Source organism: Stenotrophomonas sp. KH_052 (assembly GCF_057838755.1).
In genome coordinates, this window is sequence record NZ_CM174475.1 from 95,788 (window position 1) to 112,984 (window position 17,197).

General features: G+C 66.1%; 13 protein-coding genes. 4 read left to right on the top strand and 9 right to left on the bottom strand.

Annotated elements, in window-relative coordinates; genetic code table 11:
• Positions 1-5: 5 nt before the first annotated feature.
• From AC3ITW_RS00405 to AC3ITW_RS00425, 5 genes are read right to left on the bottom strand one after another with little or no spacing between them, the layout of a single operon-like run.
• The gene (locus tag AC3ITW_RS00405) at positions 6-989 is read right to left on the bottom strand and encodes an AAA family ATPase (protein WP_004134018.1); all 984 of its coding nucleotides are present in this window, start codon (positions 987-989) and stop codon (positions 6-8) included.
• A 16-nt stretch (positions 990-1,005) separates the two neighbouring features.
• Positions 1,006-1,713, bottom strand: a complete 708-nt coding sequence (locus tag AC3ITW_RS00410) for a DUF4159 domain-containing protein (protein ID WP_012509667.1) — start codon at positions 1,711-1,713, stop codon at positions 1,006-1,008.
• Complete coding sequence (locus AC3ITW_RS00415; RefSeq protein ID WP_489389951.1) at positions 1,713-3,047, bottom strand: TldD/PmbA family protein; 1,335 nt, start codon at positions 3,045-3,047, stop codon at positions 1,713-1,715. The genes AC3ITW_RS00410 and AC3ITW_RS00415 overlap by 1 nt, the downstream gene beginning before the upstream one ends.
• 21 nt (positions 3,048-3,068) lie before the next feature.
• On the bottom strand, positions 3,069-4,703 hold the full coding sequence (locus AC3ITW_RS00420) for a TldD/PmbA family protein (protein ID WP_046984783.1): 1,635 nt from the start codon (positions 4,701-4,703) through the stop codon (positions 3,069-3,071).
• A gap of 30 nt (positions 4,704-4,733) precedes the next feature.
• The gene (locus tag AC3ITW_RS00425) at positions 4,734-6,365 is read right to left on the bottom strand and encodes a TldD/PmbA family protein (protein WP_065724052.1); all 1,632 of its coding nucleotides are present in this window, start codon (positions 6,363-6,365) and stop codon (positions 4,734-4,736) included.
• Positions 6,366-7,057: 692 nt separating this feature from the next.
• On the opposite strand from AC3ITW_RS00425, the gene AC3ITW_RS00430 reads away from it, so the two are divergent.
• Complete coding sequence (locus AC3ITW_RS00430; RefSeq protein ID WP_065724053.1) at positions 7,058-7,672, top strand: DUF938 domain-containing protein; 615 nt, start codon at positions 7,058-7,060, stop codon at positions 7,670-7,672.
• Here AC3ITW_RS00430 and AC3ITW_RS00435 read toward each other — a convergent pair whose 3' ends face one another.
• From AC3ITW_RS00435 to AC3ITW_RS00445, 3 genes are all read right to left on the bottom strand, one after another.
• Complete coding sequence (locus AC3ITW_RS00435) at positions 7,673-8,995, bottom strand: type II toxin-antitoxin system HipA family toxin (protein ID WP_012509672.1); 1,323 nt, start codon at positions 8,993-8,995, stop codon at positions 7,673-7,675.
• 3 nt (positions 8,996-8,998) lie between these two features.
• Positions 8,999-9,256, bottom strand: coding sequence for a helix-turn-helix domain-containing protein (locus AC3ITW_RS00440; protein WP_004134030.1), 258 nt, complete (start codon positions 9,254-9,256; stop codon positions 8,999-9,001).
• Between the two features lie 157 nt (positions 9,257-9,413).
• Positions 9,414-13,100, bottom strand: coding sequence for an indolepyruvate ferredoxin oxidoreductase family protein (locus AC3ITW_RS00445; RefSeq protein ID WP_197585121.1), 3,687 nt, complete (start codon positions 13,098-13,100; stop codon positions 9,414-9,416).
• A 170-nt stretch (positions 13,101-13,270) separates the two neighbouring features.
• Between AC3ITW_RS00445 and AC3ITW_RS00450 the strand changes: the two genes are divergently transcribed.
• Positions 13,271-13,906 carry a tetratricopeptide repeat protein gene (locus AC3ITW_RS00450; protein WP_489389952.1) on the top strand — a complete coding sequence of 212 codons (636 nt, stop codon included), beginning with the start codon at positions 13,271-13,273 and terminating at the stop codon, positions 13,904-13,906.
• A 592-nt stretch (positions 13,907-14,498) separates the two neighbouring features.
• On the opposite strand, the gene AC3ITW_RS00455 is transcribed toward AC3ITW_RS00450, so the two are convergent.
• Positions 14,499-15,929, bottom strand: coding sequence for an AAA family ATPase (locus AC3ITW_RS00455; RefSeq protein WP_489389953.1), 1,431 nt, complete (start codon positions 15,927-15,929; stop codon positions 14,499-14,501).
• Positions 15,930-16,052: 123 nt separating this feature from the next.
• Here AC3ITW_RS00455 and AC3ITW_RS00460 point away from each other — a divergent pair, with 123 nt between their 5' ends.
• A complete protein-coding gene (locus AC3ITW_RS00460) occupies positions 16,053-16,682 on the top strand; it encodes a ParA family protein (protein WP_012509676.1) in 630 nt (209 codons plus the stop codon).
• A 37-nt stretch (positions 16,683-16,719) separates the two neighbouring features.
• Entirely contained in the window at positions 16,720-17,196 is a 477-nt protein-coding gene (locus AC3ITW_RS00465) for a SixA phosphatase family protein (protein ID WP_004134282.1), read from the top strand.
• Position 17,197: the final 1 nt, after the last annotated feature.

Sequence of the window (17,197 nt, forward strand, 5' to 3'; positions counted from 1 at the left end):
GTGGCTCAACCCGGGAACGGCACGGCCTGCAGCAGGGCGGCGACCACGTCGTCGGCACGCTTCTGCTCGGCCTCGGCGGCGAACGACAACAGCAGGCGATGACGCATCACCGGCGCGGCCAAGGCCTGCACATCCTCACGGGTGGCGGCGAAGCGGCCCTGCAGCAATGCGCGTGCTTTCGCCGCCAGCACCAGCGATTGCCCGGCGCGTGGGCCAGCGCCCCATTTCACCCATTGGTTGATTGCCGCCGGTGCGCCTTCGCCGGGACGGCTGGCGCGCACCAGGCGGGTGATCCAGGCCAGCACATCGGGGCTGACATGCACCTGGCGCACCGCGGCCTGCAGGGCAATCACCGCTTCGGCATCCATCACCTTCGGCACCGCGTCGGTGGCACCGCCGGTGGTCTGTTCCAGGATCTGCCGCTCTTCGTCCTCGCTCGGGTAATCCACCAGCACGTGCAGCAGGAAACGATCCAGCTGTGCTTCCGGCAGCGGGTAGGTGCCGGCCTGCTCGATCGGGTTCTGCGTGGCCAGCACGAAGAACGGTGCAGGCAGTGCATACGTGGTGCCTGCGTAGCTGACGGTACGCTCCTGCATCGCTTCCAGCAGCGCGGCCTGGGTCTTGGGCGGGGTACGGTTGAGTTCGTCGGCCAGCAGCAGGTTGGTGAAGATCGGGCCCTGCTGGAAGCGGAAATGGCGATGGCCGGTGCCGTGATCTTCCTCCAGCAACTCGGTACCGAGGATGTCGCTGGGCATCAGGTCGGGGGTGAACTGCACGCGCCGGAACTGCAGCTCCAGCGCCTGCCCGAGCGAGCGCACCAGCAGGGTCTTGCCCAGCCCCGGGGCGCCTTCCAGCAGGCAGTGGCCGCCGGCCAGCAGGCCGATCAGCAGCTGTTCGACCACGGTGTTCTGGCCCACCACCGCGCGTGCGAGCGCAGCGCGCAGATCGTGCAGGCGCGGCAGCAGGGAGTCGAGGTCAGCGGTGGTCATGGGCGTGCAGGTCCTATCAATTGTTCAACGCGTACATCACGATGTTGACGCCGAAGCGGGTGTTGTCTTCGGCCAGGAAGCGCTTGTTGCGCCAGTCGTAGTCCCACTCGCAGCCGTAGTCCTTGTTGCTGTAGAGCAGGCCCAGGCGGCCGTCGACCTCGATGCCTTTCAGGTAGTCGTGTACCAGGTCATCGCCCCAGCCATTGAGCTCGAAACTGGTGGCCGGTGGCCCGTCGGGGAAGCGGAAGAAGCTGCGGTACAGCGCGTGGCTGTTGGGCAGCTTCTGCAATGCCTTCGGTCCAAACAGGCGACCCATCTGCGCCTCGAACGAGGTGGCGAACAGGCCGTCGATATCATGGTTGCAGTCGTCGACGAAGACGAAGCCGCCATTGCGCACGTAGCGCACGAAGTTCTGCCGCTCGGCGGCATTGAACTCCACCAGTGTGTGGCCGGCCAGGTAGCAGAACGGCGCTTCCAGCATGCGCGGGTCGGCCAGCGCCACCACGTGCTCCTGCGGATCCACGCGCAGCGAGGTGTAGTCGATCAGCGAGGTGATCAGGTTGGACGGCATGCGCGCGTCCACGTCCCAGTCGCCGGAGTCGTACTGCAGGCGGGTGAACCAGAAGTCGTAGCGGGAACTGCGCGGGCCTGCCTGCGCGAAAGCCGGCAGCGCCGCCGCCGAAGCGGCAGCGGCCAACCAGCGCAGGCAGGCCCGGCGATCCATCAGACGGCGTCGGACAGCGAGGTGAAGGTGAAATCGCGCAGCTTCATCGGCGGGATCATCATCACGTAGCTGGATTCATCGCCGGCCACGCGCACCGGCTTGCCCAGCTCTTCGATGTTGTTGAGCATGATCACCGGCGACTCGTTGAAGCGGAAGTTCTTCACCGGGTGCTTGATCTGGCCGTTCTCGATGTAGAAGGTGCCGTCGCGGGTCAGGCCGGTCAGCAGCACGGTCTGCGGATCAACCATGCGGATGTACCAGGTACGGGTGACCAGGATGCCCTTCTGGGTGCCGCGCACCAGCTCGGCGGTGCTCTTGTCGCCACCGCTCATCAGCAGGTTGCCCGGCGAGGCCTTGGCGGTCTTGCCCTGCTTCTGGGCCCAGAAGCGCGAGTAGTCCAGGTTGGCGATCCTGCCGTTTTCGATGATGGCGATGCGCTCGCGTGGCATGCCCTCGTTGTCCCACGGCAGCACCGGTGCGTCCGGGTGCCACGGGTCGGCGAACATGGTCACGCGCGGATCGTAGACCTGCTCGCCCAGTTTGTTGCCGCCGCCCTTCTTCGACAGGAAGCTGCGGCCTTCATCGGCCGAGCGTGCGCTGAAGAAGTTCATCATGAAGCTGATCAGGCCCGCGGCTGCGGCCGGTTCCAGGATCACCGTGTACTTGCCCGGCTCCAGCGCCTTGGCTTCGGCCGACTCGGTGGCCTTGCGCATGGCGATGCGGATGTCCTGGTCGGCCTTGAAGTCCGCTGCGTCCTTCAGGTTGCGGCCGACCCAGCCCGAACCGCGGCCGTCTTCGGTACGCACGGTGCAGGTGTAGTCGAAGTTGGTGGTGCGCTGGTAGGCGAAGTTGCCGTTGCTGTTGGCGGTGGCCTGGAAGCCCTGGCCGTCTTCGAGGAAGCCGGCGGCGATCAGGCCGTGGCCACGGCACGGGGCGATCGAATCGGCGGCGACCTTGGCGCGGAAGGCCGGATCGATCGCTGCAGTGGATTCGCTGAAGGTCGGGCTGGCGCGATAGCTCTGCTTGCCGATGGCCGGCATGAACTCCGGGTTCTCCGGCGCCAGGCGCGCCAGGTCTTCGGCGCGGCGTACCACGCGTTCCAGCGCGGCATCGTCGAACTCGTTGATCGAGGCGGTGCCGACGCGCTTGCCGAAGGCGACGGTCACCGCCAGTTCGGTGTTGTCGACGATGCCGCTGGTGGAGACATTGTTCAGCGCGAAACGGATGTTGCCGTTGATCGCACCGGCCAGTACGGCGGTGCACTCATCGGCCTTGGACAGGGCGATGACCTTGTCGAGGATGGCCTTGGCCTGGGCTTCGGTGAAGATACTCATGGTGTAAGGGCTCCTGACCGATCAGCCGAGGCTGCGTGCGGTGTTGATGACATTGATGCCGTTGAAGCGTGCGGTCGACGAACCGTGCGAGACCGCCGAGACCTGGCCCGGCTGGCCCTTGCCGTCGAAGAACGAACCGCCCAGGCGGTAGTCGCGCTCGTCGGCCACGGCGGTGCAGGCGTTCCAGAACTCCGGTGTGCGGATCTGGTAGGCCACGTCTTCCAGCATGCGGGTGATCTGGCCGTTCTTGATCTCGTAGAACAGCTGGCCACCGAACTGCGCGTTGTAGCGCTGCTGGTCGATCGAGAACGAGCCGTCACCGATGATGTAGATGCCGTTCTCCACGTCCTTGATCAGGTCGGGCACGCTCAGCGGCTTCTTGCCCGGCGCCATCGACACGTTGGCCATGCGCTGGAACTGCACGCTGGACCACGAGTCGGCATAGCAGCAGCCATCGGACTCGGTCTTGCCGAGGATGTGGGCCTGGTCGCGGATGGTCTGGTAGTCCACCAGCTTGCCGTTGCTGATCAGGTCCCAGCGCTTGCACTTCACGCCTTCGTCGTCGTACGCCACCGCACCGAGGCTGCCCTGCTGGGTCTTGTCGGCGAAGATGTTGACCAGCTCGCTGCCGTACTGGAAATGCTGTTCGCGCTTGTCCAGGGTGGCGAAGCTGGTACCGGCGTAGTTGGCTTCGTAACCGAGCACGCGGTCCAGTTCCAGCGGGTGGCCGATCGATTCGTGGATGGTCAGCCAGGTGTGCGACGGGTCGAGCACCAGATCGTACTTGCCCGGCTTCACCGACGGTGCCTTCAGCTTCTCCTGCGCCTGCTTGGCGGCCGCGATGGCGTCTTCCTTCATGTCGTAGGAGGAGCTGTAGTTGACCACGCCATTGGGGCTGACCACCTTGCCGGCGGCGGCACCGTCCAGGTACTCGTAGCCCAGGCCCATCGGCGAGGACAGGCCCGAACGGGTGCGGAACTTGCCGCTGGTCTTGTCGATGGCGGTGACCGTCATCGGCGCCCAGATGCGGTGTACGTCCTGGTCGATGTAGGAGCCATCGGTGGAGGCGAAGTATTTCTGTTCGTTGACCAGGAACAGCATCGAATTGACGAAGCTGGCACCAGCGCCCATCGCCGCAGCGTTGACGTCCAGCAGCAGGCCGACCTTGTCCTTGATCGGCACTTCCATCGCATTCTTGCGGATCGGCGTGCGCCAGCTCACCTCACCCACGCCCGGCGCCTTGGCCAGCTGTACCGGAGCAGTCTGCACGCCGGCATTGGCCTTGGCGATCGCCGCGGCCTGCTGCGCGGCCCTGGCCACGTCGGCGGTGCCCAGCGCATTGGTGGCGGCGAAGCCCCAGGCCCCGTTGACGATCACGCGGATGCCCACACCGGTGGACTCGGTGTTCACTACGTTCTGCACCTTGTCCTCGCGGGTGATCACGAACTGCCGCAGGTAGCGGCCGATGCGCACGTCGCAGTAGGTGGCGCCGGCGCTGCGCGCAGCCTGCAGTGCGGCGTCGGCCAGGCGCTTCTTCAACGCCGGGTCGAGGCTGGACTGCAGCTGTTCGGCGGCGATCACCTTGCCGAAGAAGGAGGGCACGATCAGCCCGCCCGCGGTAAGCCCGGTCAGGGCCAGGAAGTCACGTCTTTGCAAGGCTGCTCTCCATGTCGAACGATGGGTGGCTCAAGCGCCGAGACTGCGCGCGGTGTTGATGATGTTGATGCCGTTGAAGCGGGTGGTGGACGAACCGTGCGAGACCGCCGAGACCTGGCCGGGCTGGCCCTTGCCGTCGAAGAACGAACCGCCGAGGCGGAAATCGCGCTCGTCGCAGATCGCGGCGCAGGCATTCCAGAATTCCGGCGTACGGATCTGGTAGGCCGCATCCTCGACCATGCCGGTGATCTTTCCGTCCTTGATCTGGTAGTACAGCTGGCCGCCGAACTGCGCGTTGTAGCGCTGCTGATCGATCGAATACGACCCGCGGCCGTGGATGTAGATGCCGTTCTCCACGTCCTTGATCATGTCCTCGACGCTGAGCGGCTTCCTGCCCGGCGCCAGCGAGACGTTGGCCATGCGCTGGAACTGCACGCTGGACCAGGAGTCGGCATAGCTGCAGCCGTGCGAGGCATTGCGGCCGAGGATATGGGCCTCATCGCGCGTGGCCTGGTAGTCGACCAGGATGCCGTCGCGCACCAGATCCCAGCGCTGGGTCTTCACGCCTTCGTCGTCGTAGCCGACCGCGCCAAGGCTGCCCGGCTGGGTCTTGTCGGCGAAGAAGGAGACGATGTCACTGCCCCAGCGGAAGCCTGCATCGCGCTTGTCCAGCGTGGCGAAGCTGGTGCCGGCGTAGTTGGCTTCGTAGCCGAGCACGCGGTCCAGTTCCAGCGGGTGGCCGACGTTCTCGTGGATGGTCAGGAACAGGTTGGATGGGTCCAGCACCAGGTCGTACTTGCCGGGCTTCACCGACGGCGCCTTCAGTTTCTCGCGCGCGTGGCGGGCGGCCGCAATGGCGTCCTCGACCGGGTCATAGGAATCGCGGTAGGCGGTGATGCCGCCGGGCAGCTGCACCTTGCCGCGCGCATCGCCATCGAGGAACTCGTAGCCCATGCCCATCGGCGAGGACAGGCCTGCGCGGGTGCGGAACTTGCCGCTGGCCTTGTCGATGGCGGTGGCGGTGAACGGCAGCCAGATGCGGTGGATGTCCTGGTCGATGAACGAGCCATCGCTGGAAGCGAAGTACTTCTGTTCGTTGACCAGGAACAACGTGGAATTGATGTAGTCGGCGCCCGCATTCAGCGCGGCGGCGTTGAGCGCCAGCAGCAGCTCGACCTTGTCCTGGATCGGTACTTCCATGGCATTACGGCGGATCGGCGTCTGCCAGCGCACGTCACCCACCGACGGCGTTGGTGCCAGTTGCACCGGCCGGGTCTGGATGCTGGCATTGGCACGGGCGATGGCCGTGGCCTGCTCGACCGCAGCGCGTACGGCGGCCTCGGTCTGCTGATGGGTAGCGGCAAAGCCCCAGGCACCGTTGACGATCACCCGCACGCCCACGCCGGACGATTCGCGGTTGGTCACGTTGCCGACCTGGTGCTCGCGGGTGATGACCGACTGGTTGAGGTAGCGGCCGATGCGGACGTCGCAATAGCTGGCCTTGGCCGCGCGCGCGGCTGCGAGGGCGACCTCGGCCAGGCGCCTGCGCAGCGCGGTGTCGACCGGGGCGAGCAGCTGCTCGGCGGCGATGGCACGGGAATGCGGCAGCAGCAGGCCCGCCAGGCCCAGACCGGAAAAAGCCAGGAACTCACGTCGTTGCACAGCGTTTCTCTCTCTCGCTTGCGTGCAGCCGGCAACAGGCCGAGCCGATCACGTCAACTCCTCGACTTTCGCCAGCGCGGCGCCTCCGGGCAAGTGACTGCAGTCATGGTTGGGGAGGGTTTCGGCAGGGCTGCGCCCTGCACCCGCAGAGGCTACAAGCCAAGGCAACGTCAAGGTCAACGTCAAAAGCTGGCTATCCGTGGGTTGGCGGGGTGGGTCCGGTTGCGGGGGACGCCGTAAATCCGTCCATGGAGGCTCGGTCGCGCCATCCATGGCGCTCACGCCCCCGCAACCGGACCCACCCCGCCTTCGACGGTTTCCTGCGAGCTGTTGGAACCTGCTGCTGTTGGTGGGTGCCGACCGTTGGTCGGCACGCGGTCGGATCACGTCTTAAAAATTGATATCTGACAGATGTGTCGACCAACGGTCGACACCTACCAACAGCACACGAAATCTGTCAGAGGCGGGGCGGTGTGGGTGGGCAGGACCGTTGGCGCCATGGATGGCGCCATCGAGCCCCCATGGATGGGTTTACGGCGTGTCCTGACCACCCACACCGCCCCGCCATCCCACGGAATGCCCGCTTCTGACGTTGACGTTGTCCTGGCCTGAAGCAGGTGCAGGGCTGCAAGCCCTGCCGAGCAACACCCCCTCGTGCACAATGGGGACGACCCCGCCTGGACACCGTCCTGATGTCGAGCAAGCCGTATTCAGAAGCCTGCGAGCGCAACCGCGAACCCATCGCCACTGCACTCGACCCGTGGATGGGCGACCGTCATCGGGTGCTGGAGATCGGCAGTGGCACCGGCCAGCACGCGGCCTTCTTCGCCGAACGCTGGCCGTGGCTGCGCTGGCAGCCCAGCGATCATCCGGACCATCTGCCCGGCATCGAGGCCTGGCGTGCGGAGGCCGCGCTGCTCAATCTGCTGCCGCCGGTGGCGCTGCAGGTGGAACTGCCCCCGGCGCCGGGCCTGTCGTTGCCCGAGGGCAGCACGTTCGATGCCGCATTCAGCGCCAACACGTTGCACATCATGAGCTGGGAGCACGTGCAGGCGCTGTTCGCCGCGCTGCCATCGGTGATGCGCCACGGCGCGCTGCTGGCGGTGTACGGCCCGTTCAACTACGGCGGTCGCTACACCAGCGACAGCAACGCGCAGTTCGATGCGTGGCTGAGGACGCGCGATCCTCGTAGCGGCATCCGCGATAGCGAAGCGGTGCAGGCGCTGGCGGCCGACAATGGCTTCACCCGCCTGGGTGACGTGGCGATGCCGGCCAACAACCGCCTGCTGCTGTGGCGGCTGGGCTGATCAGGCGTCCGGCGACATGCTGGAAAGGCGTGCCGCTGCAGCGCGCAGCCCGTTGAAAATGGGTTCGGACACGTTTACGGGGAAATCACTTGGGAGCTGACGCGTGACCTGCTCGATGGCGGGTTCGACGGCTGCGATCAGCGCTTCGATCCACGGCTCTGCACCATCAGCGACACCACAGGCGCGTGCGGTTTCGTTCCAGTGGCGTCGTCGCACAAGGTGCAGCTTCCGGTGGTGGTTCTTGCCCTGGACGGACATGGCGAGCTGTGCATTCCGCGGGTCGAGCTGGTTTGGCCCCCTGCCCAGGATGGGATGCACCGACAATACGTCGTAGACGGGCGTCAGGCGGAAGCGTCCATCGGCTTCGAGGTAGACACTGAAGTTCTTGGCATGTCCATCGGTTGCAGCCAACATCCAGAAAAGAATCTGCGTCTTGAAGAAGGTCTCGCGATCCTTGAAATGCTCGGATTGTCGAAGCAGATCCATGATGGTCACGATGCCTGGGCCGCCATCGGATTCATACTTCCTGGCGGCGGGCAGACCGAAGACCTGGCACATGTCTTCCTGCGGCAGCCGCAGCCACCACCGGCGATCCGCAGAAAGGCGGCGGTCGAATCGCTCCACAATGAGCGCGCGTTCGTCCTTGAAGCGTCCCATCTGCGTATTCGCAACGGGGATTCCAAAGGCGGAAAGCAGCTGCATGCACAGCCATTCGTTCTCGACGGATTGGTGCATGTCCGCCCGCATGTTGCCCACAATGCCAAGCGGCAGCTTGAAGATATGGGTGGATGGGGTACTGCCGGTAGGAATGCACCACTGGCCAGCATGCAGCAGAAGTCCCGTCTTCTCCTGCGCACCGGCGATGGATATGCGGAACGCATCATCACTGGTGGGTGCGCCAGGCAGGTTCCCTGTCGTCACCTGACGCAGGATCGCAGCGACGCCTGATTCGTCCAACGCTTCGCACGTAATCTGCTGGATGTCCCCCGGTGTATGCGAAAGCGGCAGCAGTTGCGCTGCGCCGACGCAATCCCGGCCAATGGCTTCGAGAAGATCGAATGTGTCGCTGCTGCGCGTGGAGAACCTGTCGCGGATCCGGTTGCGGATGACACCGTTGTCGGGAAGAAGGTTGTCGAAGTAGTTGTTGACGACATTGCCCCGATGGCTCTCGCCCTCCGGGAGCAGGGGCAGTGAGAGTGACAACGGCCGGGACTGGGCGGAGCTGATCCACGAGTCGACGTACGAAAGCCGGGAAGAGCCGCTCCGGACATCATCCCAGAGCGCGACCTCGACACCATTCATCCAGACCCGCAGCGTACCCATGGCTCACCACTCCAACGTTGACGTTGTCTCCGGGGGACTTCGCTGCTGCAATCTGACTTCCAGACCCAGCACTGCCCAGACCCGCATCAGCCGTTCGAAGCTTGCCGATGCCGGGTCGCGCTCCAATGCGCCTACTGCCTGGCGGCTTATGCCGAGCTGTGCCGCCAACTGCGCTTGGCTCAGGCCCGCCTGGCGCCTGAACGCACGCATCAGCGGTGCCAGTTGTTGAGGTGTCCTCACCGTGTGCAGCGGCCTGTCCATATCGGCAGTCCCCGAGAAAGTGACCGTACGCGAGCGTGTACGCAAAGGATAGGTTGCATTACGACAAGCAACCTATCTCTTTCCTTCGCTGGAGGCAACCTATCGATTGCTATTTCAGTATGCAATCAATAGGTTGCTTTTGCGCCGTCAGCGGCGCTCAAGCCACCTGCACGATATGCAGCGCCTTCGGGTTTCGCCACTGCGCCAGCAGGGCGGCTTCGCGCGCCTTGGCCTGCTCGAAATGCGCTTCCTTGACGTGGCCGAAGCCTCGGATGTGCTCGGGCACGCTGGCGATTTCCACCGCCAGTGCCAGGCGGCCGTCTTCCAGGCCGTCCAGCAGCAGCTGCACGGTGGCCTCGTAGTCACCGATCAGCTTGCGCTCCATGCGGCGTTCCTCGGTGCGGCCGAACACATCAAGTCGGCCGCCACGCAGGAACTTCAGCTTGGCCAGCAGGCCGAAGGCCTTGAACATCCAAGGGCCATATTCCTTCTTCAGCAACCGGCCCTGCTCGTCCTTCTTGGCGAACAGCGGCGGTGCCAGGTGGAAGCGCAGCTGGTAATCGCCCTCGAACTGCTGCTGCAGGCGGCGCTGGAAGTCACCGCTGGTGTACAGGCGGGCCACTTCGTACTCGTCCTTGTAGGCCATCAGCTTGAACAGGTAGCGGGCCACGGTCTCGGTCAGTGCAGTGGAACCGCCGATGCGGTCGGCTTCGGCGGCGCGCACGCGCTCGACCAGGCTGCGATAGCGGTTGGCGTAGGCGTCGTCCTGGTACTCGACCAGGAAGGCCGCGCGGCGCTCGATCATTTCGTCCAGCGAGCGCGACAGGCGGGCGTCGTCCAGCGGCAGGAACGCCACGTCGCCACCGTGCGAGGGCAGGCCACGCAGTTCGCGCTCGTCGCCGGTATTGCGCGGTGCCGCGGTGGCACCCCATTCGTTGCCTTCCCACTCACCCGGCGGCAGCGGATGCAGCGGCCCTGGGGTGGTTTCGGTATCGGTGTGGCGGTTGCGCACCAGGCCAGCAGCCTGCTGCACGGCCTGCGGATCGACCACGGCCAGGCGGCCCCAGGCGAAGGCCTGCTGGTTCATCGCTACGGCCGCGCCGTTGAGTTCGATGGCGCGCATCAGCGACTCGAACGACAGCGGCACCAGGCCCTGCTGCCACGCATAGCCGAGGATGAACAGGTTGGCGGCGATCGCATCGCCGAGCAGCGCGGTGGCCAGCTGGGTGGCATCCAGCAGCAGCGGTTCCTCGCCACCCAGCGCCACGCGCACACCGGCCACGATGTCGGCGGCGGGGAACTGCATGTCCGGGCGGGTGGTGAAGGTGCCGGGCATCGCTTCGTAGGTATTGAGCACCACCTGCGAACGGCCGGCGCGCACCTTCGACAGCGCCCAGTAATCGTTCACCACCACCATGTCACAGCCCACCACCAGGTCGGCTTCGCCGGCGGCGATGCGCACGGCGTGGATGTCTTCGGGACGACGGGCGATGCGGATGTGGGTGGTCACCGCGCCGCCCTTCTGTGCCAGGCCGGTCTGGTCGAGCACGGTCGCACCCTTGCCTTCCAGGTGGCCGGCCATGCCCAACAGCGCGCCGATGGTCACCACGCCGGTACCGCCGACGCCGGTGATCAGGATGTTCCAGGGTTGTTCCAGTGTGCTGCGGATGGTCGGTGCCGGCAGGTTGTCCAGCAGGGTGGAGGCATCGCGCTTGCTGCCCTTGCGCGGCTGGCCACCGTGCACGGTGACGAAGCTCGGGCAGAAACCATTCACGCAGGAATAGTCCTTGTTGCAGTTGGACTGATCGATCTCGCGCTTGCGCCCGAACTCGGTTTCCTTCGGCAGCACCGACACGCAGAAGCTCTTCTTGCCGCAGTCACCGCAGCCTTCGCAGACCAGCGAATTGATCAGCACGCGCTTCTGCGGATCTTCCAGCTTGCCGCGCTTGCGGCGACGGCGCTTTTCGGTGGCACAGGTCTGTTCGTAGATCAGGATCGAAACGCCCTTCACTTCGCGCAGGCGTTTCTGCACCGCATCCAGTTCGCTGCGATCATGGAACTCGACGTCGCTGGGGAAGTGCTCGCGCTGGCCGGTCCACTTGCCGATGTTGTCCGACAGCACCACGATGGTGTGGATGCCCTCGGCACGCATCTGCTTTGCGATGTCCGGCACGCTCAGCGGGCCGTCCACCGGCTGCCCGCCGGTCATCGCCACCGCATCGTTGTAGAGGATCTTGTAGGTGATGTTGACGCCGGCCGCGACCGCCTGGCGGATCGCCAGCGAGCCGCTGTGGAAATAGGTGCCGTCGCCCAGGTTCTGGAACACGTGGGGCGTATCGGTGAACGGCGCCTGCCCGGCCCAGGTCACACCTTCGCCGCCCATGTGGGTGAAGGTATCGGTGCTGCGGTCCATCCAGGTCACCATGTAATGGCAACCGATGCCGGCCAGCGCCCGCGAGCCTTCCGGCACCTGGGTGGAGGTGTTGTGCGGGCAGCCCGAGCAGTAGTGCGGTACGCGTGGGAAGCTGGCGCGAGGCAGCGCAAGCTCGGCTTCCTTTTCCTGCATCCACTGCAGGCGCTGCTCGATCGACTCGTTGTTGAAGAACTTCTGGATGCGGCGGCCGATCACGCCGGCGATGGTGGCCGGCGTCAGCTCACCGGTGGACGGCAGGATCCACTCACCGCTCTCGTCGTACTTGCCGACAATGGACGGGCGCTGGCCCCAGCTGGCCGGCCAGTTGAAGAACTGCTCCTTCATCTGGCGCTCGATGAAGGCACGCTTCTCCTCCACCACGATGATGTCTTCCAGGCCCTGCGCGAAGCGCGCGATGCCCTCCGGCTCCAGCGGCCAGGTCATGCCGACCTTGTACACGCGGATGCCGATGTCGGCGCAGGCGGCTTCATCCAGGCCCAGGTACTCCAGCGCCTGCAGCACGTCCAGGTAGCTCTTGCCGGTGGTGACGATGCCCAGCCGCGCGCGCGGCGCGTCCATCACCACCTTGTCGATGCCGTTGGCACGGGCGAACGCTTGTGCAGCCTTCACCGCATAGCGGTGCAGGCGCATCTCCTGGTCCAGCGGCGGGTCCGGCCAGCGGATGTTGAGGCCAGCCGACGGCATCTCGAAATCTTCCGGCAGCACGATGCGGCGCGCCATCGGATCGACCTCCACCGAGGCCGACGATTCCACCGTCTCGGCGATCGTCTTGAAGCCGACCCAGCGCCCGGTATAGCGGCTCATTGCCCAGCCGAGCAGGCCCATGTCGAGGATGTCCTGCACGCCGGCCGGGTTCAGCACCGGCATCATCGCGCTGACGAACTCGTCTTCGCTGCCGTGCGGCAGGGTCGAGCTGCGGCAGGCATGGTCGTCGGCCGCCAGTGCCAGCACGCCACCATAACGCGAGGTGCCGGCTGCATTGGCGTGCTTGAACACGTCGCCGCAACGGTCCACACCCGGGCCCTTGCCGTACCACATGCCGAACACGCCCTGCACGTTGGCACCGGGGAACAGGTTGGTCTGCTGCGTGCCCCACACCATGGTCGCGCCCAGGTCCTCGTTGAGGCCGGGGGTGAACTTCACCTTGGCTGCGTCCAGATGCTTGCGCGCGCGCCACAGTTCCAGGTCGAAACCACCCAGTGGGCTGCCGCGGTAGCCGCTGACGAAACCGGCGCTGTCGATGCCTTCGGCGGCGTCGCGCAGGCGCTGCATCAACGGCAGCCGTACCAGCGCCTGCACGCCACTCAGGTAGATCCGCCCCTCGTTGCGTGTGTACTTGTGGTCGAGCGTGTAATCACGGTCGAGCAGGTCGGCGGAAGAGGGCGAAGTGAGTTGCGCGGTACTGGTCATGGCTGGCCCGGTGAGGATCGGCTGGCACCGGCCGCGTGCAGGCACGCGGCGGGAAAGGCGCGAATTGTAGCAGCGGGGCCGCGAGACCCCGGCACTCGCGCCAGTGGCGGCGCCGGGGTTAGGATCGGGGGGGAGAGAGGGAGGCTGCGCTTGCGGCCTGGGGAGAAGGGATGTCAGTTTCAGGAAAGATCCTGGCCAGCGTGCTGCTGGCTTCGGGAGCGGCCACTGCGTGGGCCGCGCCGGCCCTGCCGGCACCACAGGAGTTCTACTTCGACAGCGACCTGGCCGCCACGCCGATGGTGGCGATACAGGGCGAGGGCGATGAGCTGGTCACCCAGCTGGTCAAGCTGCGTGAACGCGGCCGGCGCGCGGTTGAGGCGACGGTGCAGCTGGCGTCAGTGGCTGGCGCCCAGGGCCGCGGCGAGCTGGCCGAGCAGCTGTATGGCGAAGCCTTGAAGGAGGCATCGGCACAGAGCAGCAGTGGCCGCAGCGTGCGCTGGAACTACGGATGGGGTCTGTTGCGCCAGGGCAGGGTGGAGGCGGCGCTGGAACAGTGGCTTTCATCGGCCGGCAACGCCCGTACCAAGCCCAGCTGGGTGCCACCGACCTACGCGCTGGCGCTGTGGCGGCTGGGGCAGAAGCAGGAGGCAGTGCAGTGGTACGCCGCTGCGGTGCGTACCGAGCCGTCGCAGTGGAATACCACGGCCAACTATGGGCAGCTGCTGCCGCAGTGGCGTGAGGATGAGCGCGCGACGCTGGCTGAGGTGCAGCAGGCCTGGGCGGCCGCACCACCTGTCTGGCCCTGAGGGAAGGGGTTCGGCCGGGTTGCACCCGGCACCCGCAGAGGCAAGGGCTGAAGCAACAGCAACAGCCGAAGCAACAGCGGGCTTCCTGCGGGATGGCGGGGCACTGTGGGTTTGCGGGGCCGCCGTGAACCCGTCCATGGGGGCTTGGTCGCCGCATCCATGCGGCTCACACCCCGCAAACCCACAGTGCCCCGCCTTCGACAGATTCCGGCAGCTGTTGGTAGGTGCCGACCTTGGTCGACACGGTAGATCCACGCCATGCGTGGATGAATCTGTATCGGAATCGATTTTTCGATATCTGATCGAAGAGCAGCCGAGCGTGGGCTCGGCTCTACAGAAGGCGGCCAACCAACTGGCTTTTGCTTTTGATTCTGCTTTTCTTTTTTCTTTTCCGTGGCGGACGCACTCGGAAATTGTCAGAGGCCGGGCGGGGTGGGTTCACGGCGTCCCCCGCGAATCCATCCCGCCCGGCCAAGCGCGGCTTTTGATGTTCACAGTCAACCAGCCGCCACGAGGGGCTGCGCCGTTCGCTGGAAACTCAGTCGTCCGCGGAAACCGTCCGCCCCGACGCCCACGCCCGCAGTGCTTCCACCTACTCGGCCATCAGCACCGACAGCGGGCGCGTGGCGCGGATCTCGTTCATCAGCAGCTCGGTGTCCAGCGGCCGGCCCTCGGCATGTGCCGCATACAGGCCGGCCACGATCGCCTGCTCGATCTCGGCGCCGGAAAAACCATTGGCGGCCGCCGCCAGCGCGGGCAGTGCGAAATCATCGGCGTTGAGCTGGCGCCGGCCCAGGTGCAGCCGCAGCAGTTCCACGCGGACCTCCGGCGAGGGCAGGTCGACGAAGAAGATCTCGTCGAAGCGCCCCTTGCGCAGCAGCTCGGCCGGCAGTTCGTGTACCTGGTTGGCGGTGGCGACGATGAACACCGGCGCTTTGCGTTCGGCCATCCAGGTCAGCAGGTAACCGAGCACGCGGCGTGACACGCCGCCGTCCTCGCCTCCGCTGGCCAGGCCCTTTTCGATCTCGTCCATCCACAGCACGCAGGGCGCCAGCTGCTCGGCCGAGGCCAGTGCCTGACGCAGGTTGGCTTCGGTCTCGCCGTGGTACTTGTTGTACAGCGCGCCTACGTCCAGGCGCAGCAGCGGCACGCCGAAGCCGGCGGCGGTTGCCTTGGCCAGCATCGACTTGCCGCAGCCCTGCACGCCCAGCAACAGCATGCCGCGCGGCGGGTCCAGCCCGGCCGGCGCCGAGCCGGCGATGAATGCGACCCGGCGCTGGTTGATCCAGCGCTTGAGCCGGTTCGCTCCGGCCACGTCGCCGAAGCGCGCGCTGTCATGTTCGAAGAACAGGTGGCCGCTGCGGTTGAGCAGCTCGAACTTCAGCCGCGCCAGCTGCGGCAGGTCGTCGTCGCGCAGTGCGCCGTCGGCGTAGATCAGCTGGCGCGCGATGCGCCGGGCATCGACCAGGCTCAGGCCCTGCAGGTTCTTCAGGATCTTTTTGACCGCTTCGCTGTCGACTTCAACCCGCCGACCGCCATGCTCGCGTGCATAGGCATCGGCCTCCTCGCGCAGCATCTTCAACAGGGCGTTGGCATCGGGCAGGCGCGGGTTGAAGCGCACCGCCAGCGCTTCCAGCTCGGCCGGCAGTTCGACCTTGGCACCGATCAGCACCAGCACGTGCGGCTCGCTGTGGCGGCGCTGGATCAGGTCGCGCAGGGCGCGCTGGTGGCTGGCATAGCCCAGGTAGGGGTGGAAATCGAGCAGCAGGTAGACCCCGCGCTGGTCGGCCTGGCGGATCATCTGCAGGGCCGCGCTGGCATCGGGCGGCCCGATCGCCGGGTCCTCGCTGTCCAGGTCGATGCGGCGCAGGCCCTCGGTGATCGACCAGCGGTGCAGGGCCCGCCAGACGTGCATCAGCGTCTGCCGGAACAGTTCGACGATGCGACCCTCATCCTGGGTCTCGATCACGATCAGGGGGGTATTGGCGCGGATCAGTGCGCTCAGGTCCTGCAGTTCGCTCATGCCGGTTCGATCCTTCGGGGGCGCCACGATAGCAAAGGCGATGGCCGCAGGTTCAGCGCGGTGCTACCTCCCGTCACCACCGCCGGTGTACGCTCGGGGCACGTACCCGGAAGCGAGGCTGGCATGAAGACGATCCTGGTGGCCGGTTCCAAGGGCGGGGTGGGCAAGACCACCGTCGCCACCCACCTGGCCGCGTACGCGGCATTGCAGGGCAAGGCCACGGTGATCGCCGATGCCGACCCGCAGGGCTCCAGCACCCGCTGGGCGCAACGGCGTGCCGGGCTGGAAAGCGCGGTGCTCCCCATCGACGTGTATCGGAAGAAGCAGTGGGCGCAGAAACTGCCCGACGGCACCGAAACCGTCATCATCGATGCCCCGGCCGGGGCGTTGGCCGACGATATCCCCCATTTCCTTGACGCTGCCGACGCGGTGGTGGTGCCGGTGCTGCCCTCGGCGCTGGACATCGAAGCCATCGTCGGCTTCCTCAACAGCCTGGCCCAGAACCCGCGCGTGCACAGCCGCAAGCTGCCGGTGGGGCTGGTGCTGAACCGCACCAAGCCCTGGACCCAGACCTCGCAGCAGGCGCTGCAGATGCTGTCCGAATGGCCGTACCCGGTGGTCGCGCAGCTGCGCGACAGCCAGAGCTACGTGGTCATGACCGGCCTGGGCCGCAGTCTGTTCGATTACCGCTCCGCCCAGGTGCGCGAGCACCAGGCCGACTGGGAACCCCTGTTGTCCTGGTTGAAGCTGTAAGAGTCGTAGGTACCCACCCCTTTATTGGAATCCCGCAATGCGCGAACTGATCCTGCTCCGTCACGCCCATGCCGAACCGGCCGTTTCCGGCCAGGCTGATCTCGACCGGCCGTTGTCGCCGGTGGGGCTCGCCGAAGCCGAAGCCGCCGGCAAGTGGCTGAAGGAGAACAAGCTGCTGCCGGACTGCGTGCTGTGTTCCCCTTCGCGACGGACCCGCGAGACCCTGGAAGCGGTGATGGCGGCCATCGGCTATGTCGAAAAGCGCCTGGAAGACCGTATCTACGAAGCGACCCCGGGCACCCTGGCCGCGCTGGTGGATGAGCGGCGTGACCTGGACAGGGTGCTGATCGTCGGCCACAACCCGGGCCTGGAGCAGCTGGTGGCGCTGATGACCGACGGCACCAGCAGTGACTACCGTGGCATGCCGCCGGGTGGCGTGGCTGTGCTCGGTTTCCCACGCGAGGCCTCGATCGAGCCGGGCGTGGCCAGCCTGAATGCGTTCTGGTGGCCGTGAT